This is a genomic window from Pediococcus siamensis (assembly GCF_047220215.1).
GTDB classification, from domain to species: domain Bacteria; phylum Bacillota; class Bacilli; order Lactobacillales; family Lactobacillaceae; genus Pediococcus; species Pediococcus siamensis.
The window spans coordinates 446948-464921 of record NZ_CP178375.1 but is presented as its reverse complement, the minus strand read 5'-3'; the positions used below and the strand labels follow the sequence as shown (position 1 = coordinate 464921).

Here is a 17974-nt window from a genome sequence, read left to right as displayed (position 1 = left end):
TAGGGTCAAAACAAAAAAGTCCTAATCACAAAATGATTAGAACTTTAAAAGATTCATCAATAATAATCAACTAGGAATCTTCACAACTTTGTTTATACTTTTACGATACGTTCCTAACTTTGTCAGGTTTTACCAAGCCCTTAAACCTAAAATCACAAAATCCTAATTATCCAAGCTTATGCCTTAGGAATTAATGAAAAAAATACACTACTTTTGCTAATTTCCCGTACTATAACTACTTTCCGGTTTGACTTTATTCACATAATTTTGGACTTCAGATTTTTGTGAGCTTGTACTATAATAATCATTTTCAAGTCGAGCTAAAGTAGTTGTCTTAGTTTTAAAGTAGCCATTTGCAACTGAATCTCGGGGCATCCACACCTTATAAGTTACCGTGTTACCACTTACCTTATAATAAATATAACTGGTTGGATCTCCGTGAGCTGTCATATAACTATATCCTTTAACTTGATCGTCTCCACTACCATAGTTTGTACCATACCACATTGTGTTATCTACGTATTCCTTAAACCAGTCTGAATTAGCCAGGAGCGATACAAGTACGCCAATGGTCTTATCATCTATTTTTGTAGTGTTGGCAGAACTGTTACTTGAAGTTGATTTTGCTGTGCTAATTGTCGACGTACCACCGGCAATTTGAGAAAAATTAGACTGCACTTTTGTATTAGTTGTTGTTGTTAAACTCGGTGTGCCATTATTACTTTGATCTACTAATGCTACTGGCTCTCCATCATGAAAGGTGAAGAAATAAGTAATATGATTTGGTAATGGCGGTTCCGTACCATTATAATTGTAGATTGCCACCACGTTATAACTATAGCTACCGTCACCGTTTTTACTCCAACCAATTGACGTTTTTGCTCCATTAACTAGCACTTTATCCAAATCATCTGGGTAAAGAGTGCCCGTTGACGTTTTGATCGAGTTTTTACCGTCATATTTTACATACGACTGTTTCATTGTGGGAGCCCATTTATTAATGAAGGTTTCCAACTGTTTATCCTTGGCACTATTCCAAAGCGTGCTAGTTTTCTTCGTGCTTACAACACTGCTTTTACTTGATGAAGTACTAGAACTATTTGATCCATCCTTACTGATACTTTTTTTGTTACTATTCTTTTTAACCGAACTAGTTGTGGCTTTATGATTAGCTGCTTTACTCGACTTTGTTGTTGAGCCACAACCCGTTAAAATCAATAATCCAATCACTAATATCGTCGCGAATTTAAACTTTTTTCCTTGCATTACTTACATCTCCTCCTATAAATTAATCACCATCGTCTTCTATCTCGTTCATTTTTGACCGAATGGGCCACATTGTCTCGTGCATCTGGAACCCCATCTCGCGCGTCATGAACTTGGTGACGGGCATCTGGAACCCCATCACGAGCATCAGACATAAAATACGGTTTCTTTCGCTTCATAGAATGCGATGATCCACCGCTACCAAAGACAATATGTTTAGCAAGATAATAGAACACAACAATCCCTGCTAACCATTCTAATCCTGAGATGGCATAGCTAACTGCCACTTCTACCAAATATATTATCCCTAGGATAAGATGATAAATAATCAAAATTGCAATTATTATCAGCGCGATTATACTCACAACCTTAAGTATCTTTTTCCATGGAATTTTCTCCCAAGAAATCTTTTTAAAGAAAATTTTTTTCACTTATCTTGCCCTCTTTTAATACTTTTTTATAATCCATTTAGAACCTGATGTATCCATGGCCATATTGGACTCTCCTTCGTTAGCAACTTGAATTAACTCCCAGCTCTTATCATATGTACAAAAAACGCCTCACTCCAGGGGCGTTTTTTATTTACTTTATTGCTACTTTAATTTCGACGACGTTTCCGCGCCATACCAAACATGCCGAGGAGACTCGCTGCAGCAAGACCGAGCATTGAACCTGCACTGGCTTGTGTTTCGTTGGTCTGTGGCAATTTGGTAACGTTTTTGGCGAAATGTTTGCCACGTTTTGTGCCAATTGTGGCAGCAACCGTGTCGTTAGCGACATTTTGGTTCGTTGCTTGTTGGCTTGCTGTTGATTTTGTGACGGTGCTGTTCGTTGTGGTTGAAGCAACTTTAATCACGTTGCCATATTCGTCAACCATTTGGCCGTTAGCGACCGTCCAGTTAGCGACGGCATTGCCGTGACGATCAACGACTTGATTGCCAGCCACATGATAGCCGGCGGTTTTAGCGGTTGTTTGTGACGTTAAGCGATGCTGCTCAGCAACCACGTTTTCTGCAACTGTTTCGGCTTTTTGAGCCGCTTTTAAGTTAGCTTGGGCCGCTTTCAAGGTTGCGGTCGCGTTGGCTAAGTTGGCATTGGCTTGTGCCAAGATGGCTTGGTACTGAGCCGTGTTGGTAGTGGCGTCGTCTAAGGCTGCTTGCGCACTGACGACCGCGGTCTTGGCCTGATCATAGGCGTCAGTTGCCGTGGTGAGATTGCTTTGCGCCGTGGCTAAGTCAGTTTTAGCTTGGGCAAGCGTAGCCGGCGCGTCTTCCAGCGTCTTTAATGCCGCTTCGGCATCCGTGACGGCTTGCTGTTTTGCAGTTAAGGTCGCATTGGCATCATCAAGGACGGCTTGATCAGCCGTTAATTGATTCTGCGCCGTGACCAAGGCCGATTTTGCGGTCGTTAAGGCCGCTTGGGCATTGGCTAAGTTAGTTTGCGCCGTGGTTTGGGCAGCTTTTGCCTTATCAAGAGCTGCTTGCTTAGCTTCCGGATCAGCAAGACTCGCGTCATAAACGGCTTGGGCTTGGGCGAGGTCATCGTTAGCGGTAGCCAAAGCCGATTGGGCGGTGGCAAGCGCCGTGTTAGCTTTCGTGACGTTAGTCGCCGCGGTGGTCTGCGCGGTTTGTGCTTTGGTTAACGCTGCTTTAGCCGTGGTGAGGGCCGTTGTGGCATCATCATAAGCTGTTTGTTTTGCCGTTTGTGTTGCTTTAGCCGTGGTCAAATTGGCTTGTGCCTTACTCAAAGCAGTTTTGGCGCTGGTGACCGCGGCTTGTAACGTGTCGGTATCCGTAGAACTGGAGCTAGTTGCTGGTAAAGCGGTGGTATCAAATGACGGGAAGTCAGCGGTGTCCGAAACGTTAACCGTGTTCAGATGCACTTGACCAAGACTGTCGATAGCAACCCCAACATAATTAGCTTCCGAGTCACCCGTACCGAGAACGTTATCTAAATGACCAAGACTTGAAGCGGAATCGTCAAAGAGCCAGCCACCAACAGCGTTAAAGATTGCTTGCTTTAAATCTGCCATAGTGGTTGATTTTGACCATGTGAATCCCATAGCAGCACCAGCTTCGACAAAGGTTAATTCGGCACCATCTTCGTCAGTGCCATTTGATGCGTCAGCAGCGTCTAAAGCTGCAGTATCATGTGCGTATAAGCCGGCGTTCATTTTTTCGGCGAAACTCCAGTCATCATCATCGTAACCTTTGACAACGGTTTCACTATATTTAAGTGCACCTTTTGAAGTCAAGGCTTCATTATCACCTAATTGAGAGCGAGCGCTGTTAATAAGTTCAACCGCATAGCTGTTCAGTTCTTCTTTCTCAGCTTCGGTTAAGTTGGCGTAACTGCCAACGACAGTGTTTTTGTCACTTTCAGAAGCGGTGAAAGTTTGTCGCGGTCCGCTGTTTAAAATACTGAATGATTTAATTGCAATACTTTCTAAATTGATTCTTGCAGTATCCATTTTGTTTTGTAACTCACTAGCATCACCAGCATCATTAATTGCTGCTTGATACCATGTGTTATATGCAGCCGCATAAGCTTTATAGGCTTTGATATAGTCACTGGACAACGTGATGCTATCGGTAGTGGTTGTTGAATCGGTATTGGCGTTACTTAAGGCGGTTTGGGCAGCAGTCACGTTGGCTTGAGCAGTAGTGACGGCGCTTTGAGCGGTGCTGGTAGCCGTTTTGGCAGCTGTTAGGTCAGTGGCGGCACTAGATTGCGTCGCACTGGCGGTATTGACAGCGGTCTGAGCAGTTGTCACGTTGGTGTCAGCAGTGTCTTTAGCGGCTTGCGCACTGGCTTGCGCGGCACTAGCTTGTTTGACATCATCTTGCGCATTAGCGACGGCTGTTTGCGCACTGGTGACCGCACTGGAAGCGGCACTGGAGTTCATCGCGGAACTGGCTTTGGCAACGTTGGCATCCGCGGTGCTGGCCGCTGCGCTAGCTTGATCAACATTGGTTTGCGCACTGGAGACCGCGCTTTGGGCATCAGTAACATCAGTTTTGTCATCAGCTACCGTGGCTTGCGCCGTGTTAACATCATCAGCGGCTTGTTCGACATCGGTTTGCGCAGTGACTACCACATCAGCTGCCGAAGAAATGGCAGCACTGGTGGCTTTATCATTAGCGGCTTGCGCCGCATCAACGTTAGTTTGGGCGCTGGATACGGCATTTTGCGCACTTGTGACGGCAGAACTAGCGGTTGCCGCACTGGTGTTAGCGCTGGAAACTGCGGAACTGGCACTGCTTTGGTTGGCGGCTGCTGAATTGTAGTCGGACTGGGCGGAACTTTGAGCCGCTGCGGCACTAGCATGATTAGCGCTAGCGGAAGTAACGTTTTGTTGAGCCGTTTCGACGGCTGTCTTCTGAGTTGATGTGCTGGCCGCTGAGGTCGTCGATGTCGAATCGGCGTTAACAGTATCAGCGTGGACATTGGCACCGCCAACGACCACAACCGCTGCTGCCGCGGTTGCCGCGGCAAGCGTTACGTGACGTGATTTGTGTGAATTTTCTGACATGGGAATCTCCTCCTGTTATGTTCAAATATGTAAAAAGCTACTTACACTTAGGAATTATATTGTTTGATAACCCTTTCGTTAAGCAAATTTGCATATCTGTTACGAAAATTATCCATATTTGCATATCTGTTACTAAAACAATATTTTAACTAATGGAAAATATAAATACGGATTGATTGAGGAATTTAAACAGATGCATCAAAAAAGCTTGCCTTCGATATTAATTTCAAAGACAAGCTATTAAATCAATTTGACTCTACGTTACTGAAAAGTTGCTTTGGTAGCATTTCTCCCCAACTTTCCTTCAAACTTTCAACTGTATCAGGATGACCAACGCACATGGCCCTCCTAACAAATGTTGCTAATTGTTCGTAATTTACCTTGTTTGGCTCAATGAGATAAGTGACGGCACTCCATGCTGCTACAGCATTCCATCTACCAGGTAGTGCATCGCTAATATGTACCAAAGTACTAAAATGTCGTAAAAATTCTTTTGTAACTTCTGTGGGATATTTATCAATTGACTGCTCAATTGCTTTTTTATACCAAAATAAAAATAGTTTGTACCAACTGTTAATGGATACTCATCAATCACTCGACATCCTTTTTTAAACAATAAGACTATCTGATCAGGAGTTAACCAATCAATCAACGCTTGCGCAATATGCATTTCTAACGCGCCCCATTGATTCATTTGTAATAATCTGCTTAAAATTTTATCAGTGCCCCCAGCTAATTTTAAAGTCTCGTCTTGCTTAAGATTGGCCACATCATTAAGAACAAATAATTGTGACGCTAAAATTAAACTTGGCTTATCTTTTGATTGCTCTATTAGTTGTTGTATTATCAAATGAGGATCCGGTCTTGTGACACCTTGGGCTGGATCAATAGCGATTTTTAAAAAGGCGGCTTTCAAATTGCCTTTTCCCAACACGTTTTGACTAGACCGATCAATCATAGCTAATACTTGACTTGGCATAATCGCAAGTTCCCCACAAAGCTTCACTAGGCTGGCAAAAGCTAACTGAGTTTTCCCAGCTTCAAACCGACGCAAAGTCATGGCACTGATACCAACATCCACATCCGTTACTTTTACACCGAGACGTTCGCGCCTAAATCTGATAACTTCACTAGCACTGTGTTCAACTCGAAATTTATGTGGGTGATCAATCAAATCGTAATTATGATGCATATGTCCTGTCTTTACATGCTCAAACATTTTACTAAACCAACGAGCATCTTCAAAATCACTCATAGCCGTAAGATCTTCAATAATATCTGTTACAGCTTTTTCATTTCTTTCACTAGGATCCCGAATCCATGTTGCAACGGCACGACCGAAATTCCAATTCGACATGTACTGTAGCGCAAATGAATAGTTTCGAATTTGTGAAAATTCCCTTTCTAAATTAACTTGAATATCATCTATTAACGCCATATCGCGAGTCATTAATGCACCTAGCCAGACCATCATAACTTCACCCGAATAAACTTCTCTCCATTCACCATGCAAGCTTTGTGCTCTCTGCCAGAGAAGATCTAACAGTTCATGGCTAGCAGCGCCAACAAATGCCTTATCAAACTCTGACTCAAGTAGATCGTGTATCTCAGGAATATTAAAACAATCTGCCAAGATCTGCTCATCGCTAGGACTAAGTTTATATTCACTATCTGGCCAATATTGACCAGCATCAAAAAGAATACTTGCCAATTTACATATTGGCTCATTGTGTTTGTGAGTTTCAAGAAAGACCTTCTTTTTCTTTCTTAGGGTTTTAATATCATTGTTTTGAACTTCTATCTGTGCCGCCAATGGAAAATTTGTCCAATCTGATTCATACAGATCCAGTAAATCAGTATCCTCAATTCCAAGTCTATTCATTAAGTCGATTGCCTTTTGAACACTAATATCAACTTCGCCGTGTTCAAATCTCGATAGTGTAGCAGATGACCAACTACCACTAGCTTCCTTTAATGTCACTCCGCGGCCAACCCGTTTATTATGAAAATATTCACCCAATATTTTGAGAGTATGATCTTCTTTTTTTGCACTCATAATTTCATAACCTCGTTTGTCTAATACTCAAACTTTACAATAACACAAAAATTATCCACTCCACTTACAAAATTATAATCGCATCCAAATATCCATTTAGAAATGCGAGCTATGGAATTACGATAAGCTTATCTCGTGGCAAATATATTTCTATGTAATTTTATATTTGGTCACAACCTTACCCCCTAAGAAAAAATACTTAAGATTTTTTAATACAAGTTTTATACTTTATAATACCCATTTTAACTCTATTTTTGGTATTTTAAAATCTGTATTGTGGGTTTCTTTTAATCTATCGTGTAACTAAATAGATTAAATAGGAGCATACTATGATTAAGCTTGCGGGAAATTTCATTAGAATGAAACGTCAAGAGATAGGATTAACAATTGAAGAATTAGCCGAAAAAGCTGATGTATCAGCTAGCTACTTAGCTCGACTTGAACGCGGTCAATTGGATGATACAAGTACCAAAAAACTTGAGGCCATCTTAACGGCATTAGATTTAGATCTAACCGATATTTTAATCAGCAACGAATTTAATGATGTTTACACACCAGAAGTCGTCGCTAGACTCAGAAAAATGGACACAGAAAAACGTGTTCAAGTTGCCAAAGCTATACTAGAATTATTGAAATAAAATCTCGTCTGTGATGAGATTCTATTTTTTTTACACAAAATACCTTTTAGGTGGATCAAAACGCCTGTGACCGTTTAATAATTCTTCAAAATGTTTCATGTATAAGAGTTTTTGTGAGACTTTTAAATAGTATTATTCCTTATTAACATTTATTATACACGTTCAAGTCACAAAAAAGGTATTTTATTTCAAAAAATAGGTCATTCGTGCTATGTTGATAGCTCTAAATTTTCTTTATCGTTTTCATTGGGATATAGAAAAAAGGGGGCTATCAAATGATTGAGTCAATTGGTAAAATTATTCATCAGCATCGTGTTGCACAGCATTTAACCATTGCAACTTTGGCCGAAGCTGCAGGAGTATCAGATAGTTATATTTCCCGACTAGAATTAGGGACCGTAAAAGATTCACACGTTTCAAAACTAAACAATGTTGCAAAAGCCTTAGGTTTGAAATTATCTGATTTATTTACCGACACTGATTTGGATCCTTATACCGTGGAATTGATTAGCAAACTAACCTCACTACCTAACGATCAACGAAAAATAACTTCAAAACACATCCTTGAGTTAATCAATATATTATCTAAAAATGAAGAGGATCCGGTCTGAATACATTTCTATTTTAATACAGAAGAACTTATCGCCGAACGCGCCCCAAATCCGTAAGAAGACAAAAGCCGAGATGATTTTAATTTCAAAAATCGTCTCGGCTTTCGTATCGTTGTAGAATAAGCATTAATTCGGTTTACGGATATCATAAAATTACAATTTTTGAATAGCAGCACAAAATACGTGCCCCAGTACCTATTAAGTCTGTTTCAAAATCACAAAATCTCTTTATTCAAAAGCACCCAAAACATTGGTATAACGCCGTAAAAAAAACAAAAACCCTGCCAAGCAATTCTTGGCAGGATTTCTGGCAAGGAAGCAACACTATCTCTTGCTATTTTGATCACCTTATCGCAATCAAAGCTAGGTGTATAGGTATTTTGCCTTCTAACAATACTATTCTTTATTCCTATTATAATATTGATTCGTTTTTGCGCTTGTGACCTATTTCGGAGCACAAATCTATTTGTTTATTTTTCAAAGGTACCTTCTCCATACAGATATGCATGTGCCAACATTAATTTATGTTCCTTGGAACAATGATCATTCTTTTTTTGTCCCCTCAAGCCCATCAATTCTATCTCGTTCATAATGCATGATCCATTTACGAAAATGGGTTCTTACTAACTCCATATTGTTGGGCAGAAGTACTTCGTGTCATTTTTGAGTAATTGAATCCCCTTAAAAGGGTCAACTTTTCTATGGCTGTGTACTTAGATCTTGGCATATAAAAATCCCTCCATGGCTATCAGATGAATTATTGTGTTGTATCTGACAACCAAAAAGGGATTATTACACATCCGAGAATGTTGCCGGATGGTGATTTATTTGAGTTTTACTAGCAGTTGTCCGCCCTGTTTTCGGCGGAGTTGCGGCGGAGCACCTTCTATTTTTAAGGTGATTTGAGTGGTTTTAAAGCATTTCAGAAAATCCAAAATGCCTTTATACCGCCCTTTTCACCTCAAGTAACATGTATCAATTATTCCCACTCAACCGTTGCTGGTGGCTTGCTCGTGATGTCATACACAATACGGTTAACGTGCTCGACCTCGTTTACAATCCGAACTGAAATCTTCTGCAGAACATCCCATGGAATGCGGGCAAAATCAGCCGTCATGCCATCAATGGAATCAACCGCGCGAATGCCAACCGTGTAATCGTATGTCCGGCCATCGCCCATCACGCCAACACTCTTAATGCCGGGTAAAACGGTGAAGTACTGCCAAATATCGCGGTCGAGGCCGGCTTTCTTAATTTCATCACGCAAAATCCAATCGCTATCGCGCACAATATCCAGCTTGTCTTCTGTGATTTCGCCGAGTACCCGAATGCCTAAACCGGGACCTGGGAATGGTTGTCGCCAAACTAGATCAGACGGCATCCCTAATTTTTCACCTAAATCACGTGCTTCGTCTTTAAACAAGGTTCGCAAGGGTTCAATTAAGGTAAAGTGCATATCTTCGGGTAATCCGCCGACATTATGATGCGACTTAATTGTCTGAGCAGTATCAGTTCCGCTTTCAATTACATCGGTATAAAGCGTGCCCTGCGCCAGAAAATCAATGCCGTCCAATTTTTGGGCTTCATCATTAAACACTTGGATGAATTCATTTCCGATAATCTTACGTTTCTTTTCAGGATCGGTCACGCCCTTTAACTTATCCAAGAAACGCTTTTGCGCATCAACTTTAACCACATTCAACCCGAACTTGCCTTCCAGGCTGTCCATCACTTGCTTGGCCTCGCCCTTTCGTAACAGCCCGTGGTCCACGAAAATACTGGTTAATTGGTTGCCAATTGCTTTGTGCAATAAAACGCCAACCACACTAGAGTCAACACCGCCCGAAAGTCCGAGTAATACTTTACGATCGCCAACTTCTTCACGGATTTTGGCGATTTGCAGGTCAATAAAATCATTCATAGACCAGTTTGCTTGTGCTTCGCAGACGTCAAACGCAAAATGTTTCAAAATTTCATTACCATACTGGGTGTTTCGAACTTCAGCATGGAACTGAATGCCATAAAACTTCCGGTCAGGATCCTCAATTGACGCAATCGGGCAATTCCTGCTGGTAGCCACTGATGTAAAGCCTTCTGGCACCTGTTTCACTAAATCACCGTGACTCATCCACACCGTTTGGTGACTTGGTAAGCCCTTGAACAACGGTGTTTGCGCATCAGTCACATCGATATCCGCATGCCCATACTCCCGGTTGTCGGCTGGTTCAACCTTACCACCCAGGTTATAAGACATTAATTGCATCCCATAACAGATTCCTAAAATTGGAATACCCAACTTGTAGATTTCTGGGTCTACTCGAAAAGCGTCTGCATCATACACACTATTCGGTCCGCCAGAAAACACGATCCCCTTAGGATTAATTTTACGAATTTCGTCCGCTGAAATTTTATGCGAAAGCAATTCCGAATAAACCCCAAATTCACGAATTCGGCGTGTGATTAGTTGGTTGTACTGACTTCCAAAGTCTAAAACGATGATTTTGTCGAATTGCGACAAATCTAAATTAGCCAAGCCTTTCACCTCATTAAATTGGAGTGGGTCACTTCTGTTGCAACCTCATTTACTCCCTATATTTATTAAACATCATCCACAATTATGCAATTGATACTTTGTCACACATCTAGCTTTAATTTTACTGATTCTGCCGATTAAAGTAAAGGCAGTGGCGAAAAAGGCGTTTTAAATTCGCGTATAACAATAGAGGCTGAATGATTCGTTCTTAAAACCGTTCGTCTTCCAGCATTGAGCGAAGAAATTAGCCTTTCTTTTCACCGATTTCGGCTATTAAGGTGTAGCTACCAAAAGCAGCTGGAAAATTTTTCCAGCCGTTATTTTTAAAAATTGGGTTAGTATTTTCGCAGATAAACGGCATCCATTTCATGATGTTCCACCTTATGCAACACCAAGTTTGCCCGCGATCTGGTTGGCAAAATAAATTCGTCTAAATTAGGCAAATCTACAGCCCGCCAAATTTTTTTAGCTTCTGCAAAGGCCTTCTCACGCGGCCACTGTGCATAGGCATAATAATAATCATTCGGATCGTGAAATGCCGTATCTAACAGAATACCAAAGCGCTCTAGAAACCACTTCTCAATGAGCTGCGGATCTGCATCCACGTAAATTGACCAATCAAAGAAATCACTCACATAAATCGTTTGGTTAGACGGCAGCTGCAAGACGTTAATGCCTTCCACAATTAAAATATCTGGATTATCCACAATATCAAACTGATCGGGTACAATGTCATAACTTTGGTGCGAGTATAGCGGTACTTTAATCTGCGGATCGCCATTTTTCACTGCACGCATAAACGCCAGCAAACTGCCCATATCATAACTTTCTGGAAATCCCTTGCGATCTAAAATCTTCCGTCGTTTCAATTCGGCATTCGGATACAGGAAACCATCCGTGGTGATCAGCTGGGAATGTAATTGGGGAAAGAAATGTGTTAAGAGCACCTGCAATAAACGGGCGGTAGTACTCTTCCCAACTGCCACACTCCCAGAAATTCCGATCACAAACGGGACCCGTTTTTTCGGCAACTGCAAAAAGTCAGTCTTGGTTGCTTGCCAATCTTGAAAGCTGTGAAACTTTTTGATCAACATGTGCACGAGTGGGACATAAATGTCTTGTACATCCTGCAAAGAAATTTGATCATTGAGCGCCTTAATGGCTTTTAGTTGCTGGTCCGACAAGGGCAGTTTTGCTTCTGGAGCCAGTTTTTTCCAATCCTCTTTTAAAAATCGATAATAACTTTGATCTTCTTTTATCATTTTGTGTGCCTCGGCGAGTCATTACTCGCGAACGTATAGTTTGGTATCTACCCGTGTAAACAAACGGGAAAGTTTTGCTGTCGCCACAATGGTCAAACGGTGCATTGCCCGTGAACAAATCGTGTACAACAATTGACGTTCATCTTCATCATGATAAGCAGCGTCGGAAGCGTTCCACACAATTACCGCGTCAAACTCCAGCCCTTTTGCTAAGAACGACGGCACCACAACGATACCTTGAGCCAAACGCTGATTCTCCGTTCGGATCAAGGTGACGTGCTCGCCTGCTTGACGTAGTGCTTCTGTGAGTTGTTCACAATCGGCCACCGATTTACCGATGATTGCCGTTGTCTCACCATCCGCCTGATTCTTAGCTAACTGGGCCTGAACCCGTTTTACGGCCGCATCCTGGGTTGCTTTCACACTAATTTCAGGGAGGTCGCCTTCTCGTTGAAAGGCCTCAATTGCCTCGCCGTTTTTCAAGATTTCTTTAGTAAAATCGGTAATTTGCTGTGTTGAGCGGTAGGATTTTTCCAGCTGGATAACACGCGTTTTATCTTTATCAAACATTGTGGATAACTCGGCAAGCAACGTTGTGGTATTTTCATTACTATAGATGGACTGGTTCAAATCACCTAGCAAAGTAAACTTGGCACGCGGATAATTGAACTTCAAGTAAGCTAATTGAAAGGCCGTGTAATCTTGAATTTCATCAATGAACACGTAGCGCATTTCCCGCTCGCCCTTTTTGCCGACCAGCAGATCATACAAATACAGATAGGCCGAGGTATTGTTTAAGGAAATCTGGTGCTGCTTTAAGCCTTCAATCGTCTCGTCCACATATGTTCGCCAGTCATCTTCAGTTAACCCAAATTTAGTTAAATGAACTAAATGCGGAACACTACGTAAGAAATATACGTACTGCGCATTGATATTCAAGAAACGATTATGCACAATCGCATTGCGCACTGGTTGTAAGGCCTTAATGACCAGTTTCCGTGCCAAGAATTTGAATTCTTTGTCACTGTCATCAAATTCGCGGGGTTCCCCCCCGTACAACTTTTCTAAATCCTCGTGATTTAAGGCCTGCACGGCTCTTTCAACCCATTTAGACCGCACTTCGCCGCCAATGCGATGATTTAACGATTTTAACAGCATCTCTTTGGTTGCATCCAGCCGATTGCCCAGATGATAGTTTTCATTAAAGCTATAGTAAATTTCACTGATTTTTTCTTGGTCAGCAAACGGTTTATCACGAAACATAAGGTTGCGGAATTTCATGTCGGCTGATTCAAGATGCTTGGCATACTTACCAACTGCTTTAAAGTAGACCAGACTATTCTCTAGACGCCGAATTTTCTTGGAAACTGGATCCGTTTTACCTTCAAATCTCTGCTGCAACGTTTCAACTTCCATATTTGGAATTCGCCGTTTGGTAAACTGATAGTACGTCATCTGCACCATATTGTGCTCGCCTAATTCGGGTAAAACTTGATCCACATAATCATTAAAAATTTGGTTTGGCGAAAACATGATAACCTGACTGGCCGTCAAATTACCGCGGTAACGATAAAGCAGATAAGCAACCCGTTGCAAGATAGCGGCCGTTTTTCCCGAACCTGCCGCCCCCTGCACAAATAATAAGTCGGAATGCGTATCACGAATAATCTGATTTTGTTCTTTTTGAATAGTTGACACGATGCTCTTCATTTTGGTATCGGAAGAATTTCCCAACGCTTGCAGGAGCATCTGATCGCCAATGGTTTCATCGGTATCAAAAATGGTGACAATTTTGCCATTCTCAATGGTAAACTGCCGCTTTAATTTCACATTCACTTCTTGGGTGCCATCCGGTGTTTCATAGGTCACATTACCTAATTTCCCATCATAGTAGACACTGGATATCGGCGCCCGCCAATCATAGATCAAAAAATGTTCAGGCGTATCTGAAAAAGATCCCAGGCCGATATAAATCGTCTCGTCCTTTTTTTCGCCCTCTTCGTGAAAATCAATCCGCGCAAAATAAGGACGTTTCTCAAGGCGTTTTAAAACGTCTAACTGCTGGCTCGCATGCCGCCAGCTATTCTGCCGTTCTGCCAAAAGCTGTTGCTGCTGGCGCACGGAAATGGCAGTATCCATCATGCCGGAATACGTGCTGGTGTTCACGCGAACTTCATTGCTGAAATTTTTATCAATATTCTTGGAGTCGGTCTCCGCTGTTTTAACATCTTGAGTTGCCTTTTGAATGGCTTGCTGAACCTTTGTAATGACCTCATCAAGGTGTGTTTGTTCATACTTTTGTATTGAATCTGTCATGAAACCCCTCCAAATACATAACGTGATGATCAGTGACTCAAAAACGGAAACTTCAGACCCGGTTCGGCGCCGCGAAGATTTCCAATAAATTAAGTTAATATGATACCACTTTTTTGCACACAACTCAAAGATTGTTCTTCCTATAAGATAAGCTGATTTTATGTTTTGGAGCTTTCATTTTCATTGATCATGAAAGCCTTGTCATTGTGACATTCCTTAAAAGTGCTATAAACCGCGGTTTCTCTGTGATACAATAACTTTCGGACATTCATCAGAAAGGAGGACTTTTTCATGAAAACATTTGACGTTTATTTTGTGCGTCACGGACAAACTTTCTTTAACCGTTATAATCGCATGCAAGGTTGGTCGGATTCTCCGCTTACCGAAAAAGGTTGGCAAGATGCAGAAAAAGTGGGCCAAAAATTTGCGGACATCAAACTTAATGCTATCTATTCAAGCGACACTACCCGCGCATTTAATACCGCTAAGACCATCGCGCATAGTAATAAATCTCCTGGGCTTACCGTTCATCAATTAGCAGAATTTCGAGAAGAATTTTATGGTTATTTTGAAGGTGCAGATTCTGCACAAACGTGGTTTCAAGTTTTAAAACCCGTTAGTCAGGCACGCAACTTCCATGATTTCTTATTACATCACGATATCAGCGAATCTAAAAATGCTGTGAAAGCAGCTGATCCGTTCCATGATGCTGAAGATCACTTTGATTTCTGGAAACGACTAGATAAAGGGTTCCAATATTTGATAACCCACAGTCATGATCATGACAAAATTTTAGTCGTTTCCCACGGAACAACCATCCGCAGTATCGTCGGCCGTTACGCTCCTGACATCGACATTACGACTAGTCCCAGCAACGGCAGCGTCACAAAACTAACCATTCAAGATTCTCAAATTTCTGTTGATTATTTCAATGATAACGATGAGATAATTAAATAAATTAGGAGAATTTTTATTATGCAAACCTCACCCTTAGATACAAATAAGCACTTTATCAGTTGGCCAGTTGTGGCCTTGATGGATTTTGTGACCGTTATCGGCTTCGATGACCTGATTTACAACTTCCATAACCAAGGACTCGCGATTGTGACCACTTGGATCATCATGTTAATCCTGTTTGTCTGGCCATACGAAATGATGGTTGGTCAACTTGGTTCAGCTTTCCAAAATGAAGGCGGCGGCCTTTCTTCATGGATTCGGTCGACCAACGGCGATCTTGCCGGATATATGGTGGCCTTTCTCTATTGGATTGCCGGTCTGCCTTATGTGGTTGACGTTGCCAACTCTGTGGTCGTCTCCATCAGTTGGTTGGTTAAAGGTAACGGCGATCTCAATAAATACATGTCAACTTTCATATTTGCCATTTTCACAGCCATTGTGTTTTTAGGCTTTATCTGGTTCCAGCATTTATTTAAAAATAAGTCCCTTGAAATCATGAGCACAATCGGCGGTGGTGCAATGTTTGTCATGACAATTCTCTTTGTTGTGATGACCGTTGCCGCATTAATTCACGGACGCCATATTGAAACACAACCATTTAACTTAGGTGCTTTCATCCCTAAAATTAATGGTCATTTTCTTTCCACATTTGGTCTGTTAATTTTTGCCATTAACGGAGCTGAGTTGGCTGGTCCGTACGTCAAAGAAATGAAGCACGGTAATCGTGATTTTCCAAAAGCCATGATGATGTTATTAGTTATGACTGGCTTTCTAACCGTCTTTGGTTCCTTCTCGTTAGGTGTTTTCTTCAACGCGCACCATTTACCTTATGATTTGAAGATGAATGGTTCCTACTATGCTTTTCAGGCCCTTGGTAATCAGTTCGGGATTGGTAACACCTTGATGTATATTTTTGCAGTTGCGCAATTTATCTACATGTGCGCGCAGCTGGCCGTCATTTTGGATGCCAGCACTCGTATTTTCATTTCCAATGTAGCAAAGCAGTACTTGCCAAAACGATTAACCAAACTGAACGAAGACGGCCTGCCGATTAACGGTTACTGGCTAACCACGGCCATTGTTTCTCTGGTCTTGTTCCTCAGTAACTGGCTGCCAAGTATTAATGATATGTTCAACTGGCTATTAAACATTAATGGAATCGTTTCGCCATTTGTAACGAGTTTTGTTTTCTATGCCTTTATGCGAATTCGTGCCAAAAGCAAGGATTACCCTTCGGAATACAAGTTCATCAAAAATGACCGTTTCGCTTGGTTAGTTGGGTTATGGTGCTTGGTGATCACCTTAACGTTCTCCATTCTTGGTATTCGGCCAACCGATGCAACACCAGGAACGGTCTTATATACGAAGGAACTCACTTTAAACATTGTGATTCCCATCATCTTTATTGCCCTCTCTGCCGTTTTACCTTACATGGCAAAAATTGGCCGCGAACATTTGACCAAACAAGCTTGGTTATCAACGCCGCTCGCTTTAATTGTCTTTGTGATTGTCGGCTTTATCCTCGCCCAACATTTGACGGGTGCCGGGATTGCAACAATGATTCTCAGTTGGGCTTTAAACGTGGTTTTATTCATTATCGTTTATCAAATTGTATTCAAAATCTTAACCCGCAAGCATACAGCTAATCACTAAATTTCGATCCCATAACAAACAAAAAGCATCCCGAAAAATCGGGATGCTTTTTTACTTCATGCACCAAATTTAGCATTTCATTTTTTAGTTTTCGCTCACGATCAACAAAGACTTAATAGCCGTGCGTTTGTCCATAGCTTCATAAGCATCCTGGATGTGATCCAGATCAAAACGTTTCGTAAAGACTTTCCCAGGATTGATCTTGCCGCTTAAAACAGCATCTAACAAAACTGCCTTGTCATCGGTTGTAACTGAAGCAATACCACCACGCAGGCCAATGTTTCGCCAGAAAAGATTGTTCGTGTTCATTTCTGCTTTTTGAGGAACCCCAACTCGACCAACTATTGCGCCAGGACGACCAACCTTAACAGCCGTATCAACGGATTGTTCCGTACCAACACATTCCAAAACCGCATCGGCACCACTACCAGTTAATTCCATAACTTTCTTAACTGCGTCATCCCCACGTTCTGGGATGATGTCCGTTGCCCCAAATTCACGCGCTAATTTTTGACGATCTTCATGACGACTCATTGCAATAATGCGTTTCGCGCCGCGTAACTTAGCCGAAATGACGCCACATAACCCAACGGCACCATCACCCATGACAACAACTGTGTCACCTTTTTTAACTTCGGCACTGGCAGCTGCATGATAACCGGTTGCCATCACATCGGCCAAAGTTAAAAGTGAGTTTAACTGTTCATCTGAATAATCGGCTGGTTTACCAGGAACCTTGACTAATCCCCAGTTAGCGTTTGTGTAACGTAAATATTCACCTTGATAGCCCCCGTTGCCACCAGCTTCACGGTTTAAACAATCCCCGTCAAAACCAGCTAGACAGGCTGCACAATGTCCACAACCATGGGTAAATGGCACTACCACAAAGTCTCCAGTCTTAATATCAGAAACGTCGGCACCTACTTCTTCAACCACACCGATTGCTTCGTGACCTACTAAGGAATTCGGTTCCCGGTTAGAAATCCCCCGGTACCACCATAAATCAGAACCACAAACACAGGCACGCACGATCTTAATCAGTGCGTCCGTTGGTTTTTCAATTTTTGGCTTTTCAACTTCATGTGTTTCCATTTTTCCAGGTTCAATAAATACTGCTGCTTTCAAAAGAACATCTCCCTCATTTATTTGA

13 protein-coding genes are annotated in these 17974 nt (G+C 41.8%); 4 read left to right on the top strand and 9 right to left on the bottom strand.

All coding sequences use genetic code 11. The features are described from left to right. Nucleotides 1-216: 216 nt before the first annotated feature. The 4 genes from ACLJJ6_RS02210 to ACLJJ6_RS02195 form a co-directional block, all read right to left on the bottom strand. Nucleotides 217-1266: an Lreu_0056 family protein gene (locus ACLJJ6_RS02210; RefSeq protein ID WP_412989835.1), complete on the bottom strand. Its 1050-nt coding sequence runs from the start codon at nucleotides 1264-1266 to the stop codon at nucleotides 217-219. A gap of 26 nt (nucleotides 1267-1292) precedes the next feature. Beyond that, on the bottom strand, nucleotides 1293-1697 hold the full coding sequence (locus ACLJJ6_RS02205) for a hypothetical protein (protein ID WP_412989834.1): 405 nt from the start codon (nucleotides 1695-1697) through the stop codon (nucleotides 1293-1295). Nucleotides 1698-1864: 167 nt separating this feature from the next. Further along, complete coding sequence (locus ACLJJ6_RS02200) at nucleotides 1865-4798, bottom strand: SEC10/PgrA surface exclusion domain-containing protein (protein ID WP_412989833.1); 2934 nt, start codon at nucleotides 4796-4798, stop codon at nucleotides 1865-1867. Nucleotides 4799-5219: 421 nt separating this feature from the next. Next, nucleotides 5220-6854 (bottom strand): transcriptional regulator, encoded by a 1635-nt coding sequence (locus ACLJJ6_RS02195; RefSeq protein WP_412989832.1) that lies wholly within the window; start codon nucleotides 6852-6854, stop codon nucleotides 5220-5222. 329 nt (nucleotides 6855-7183) lie between these two features. Here ACLJJ6_RS02195 and ACLJJ6_RS02190 point away from each other — a divergent pair, with 329 nt between their 5' ends. Both ACLJJ6_RS02190 and ACLJJ6_RS02185 read left to right on the top strand, forming a co-directional pair. Continuing rightward, entirely contained in the window at nucleotides 7184-7492 is a 309-nt protein-coding gene (locus tag ACLJJ6_RS02190; RefSeq protein ID WP_412989831.1) for a helix-turn-helix domain-containing protein, read from the top strand. A gap of 275 nt (nucleotides 7493-7767) precedes the next feature. After that, nucleotides 7768-8103: a helix-turn-helix domain-containing protein gene (locus ACLJJ6_RS02185; protein WP_412989830.1), complete on the top strand. Its 336-nt coding sequence runs from the start codon at nucleotides 7768-7770 to the stop codon at nucleotides 8101-8103. Nucleotides 8104-9082: 979 nt separating this feature from the next. On the opposite strand, the gene guaA is transcribed toward ACLJJ6_RS02185, so the two are convergent. The 4 genes from guaA to helD form a co-directional block, all read right to left on the bottom strand. After that, complete coding sequence (gene guaA, locus ACLJJ6_RS02180) at nucleotides 9083-10636, bottom strand: glutamine-hydrolyzing GMP synthase (protein ID WP_412989829.1); 1554 nt, start codon at nucleotides 10634-10636, stop codon at nucleotides 9083-9085. A 244-nt stretch (nucleotides 10637-10880) separates the two neighbouring features. Then, nucleotides 10881-11006: a hypothetical protein gene (locus tag ACLJJ6_RS02175; RefSeq protein WP_412989828.1), complete on the bottom strand. Its 126-nt coding sequence runs from the start codon at nucleotides 11004-11006 to the stop codon at nucleotides 10881-10883. Then, nucleotides 10972-11898 (bottom strand): type I pantothenate kinase, encoded by a 927-nt coding sequence (gene coaA, locus ACLJJ6_RS02170; protein ID WP_412989827.1) that lies wholly within the window; start codon nucleotides 11896-11898, stop codon nucleotides 10972-10974. The genes ACLJJ6_RS02175 and coaA overlap by 35 nt, the downstream gene beginning before the upstream one ends. Nucleotides 11899-11919: 21 nt before the next feature. Then, entirely contained in the window at nucleotides 11920-14214 is a 2295-nt protein-coding gene (helD, locus tag ACLJJ6_RS02165) for an RNA polymerase recycling motor HelD (RefSeq protein ID WP_412989826.1), read from the bottom strand. 291 nt (nucleotides 14215-14505) lie between these two features. Here helD and ACLJJ6_RS02160 point away from each other — a divergent pair, with 291 nt between their 5' ends. Together ACLJJ6_RS02160 and ACLJJ6_RS02155 are read left to right on the top strand one after the other, a co-directional pair. After that, a complete protein-coding gene (locus tag ACLJJ6_RS02160; protein ID WP_412989825.1) occupies nucleotides 14506-15171 on the top strand; it encodes a histidine phosphatase family protein in 666 nt (221 codons plus the stop codon). An 18-nt stretch (nucleotides 15172-15189) separates the two neighbouring features. Next, complete coding sequence (locus ACLJJ6_RS02155) at nucleotides 15190-16824, top strand: APC family permease (RefSeq protein ID WP_412989824.1); 1635 nt, start codon at nucleotides 15190-15192, stop codon at nucleotides 16822-16824. Between the two features lie 84 nt (nucleotides 16825-16908). Here the strand turns inward: ACLJJ6_RS02155 and ACLJJ6_RS02150 are convergent, their stop codons facing one another. Then, entirely contained in the window at nucleotides 16909-17949 is a 1041-nt protein-coding gene (locus ACLJJ6_RS02150; RefSeq protein WP_412989823.1) for a zinc-dependent alcohol dehydrogenase family protein, read from the bottom strand. Between the last annotated feature and the right edge of the window lie 25 nt (nucleotides 17950-17974).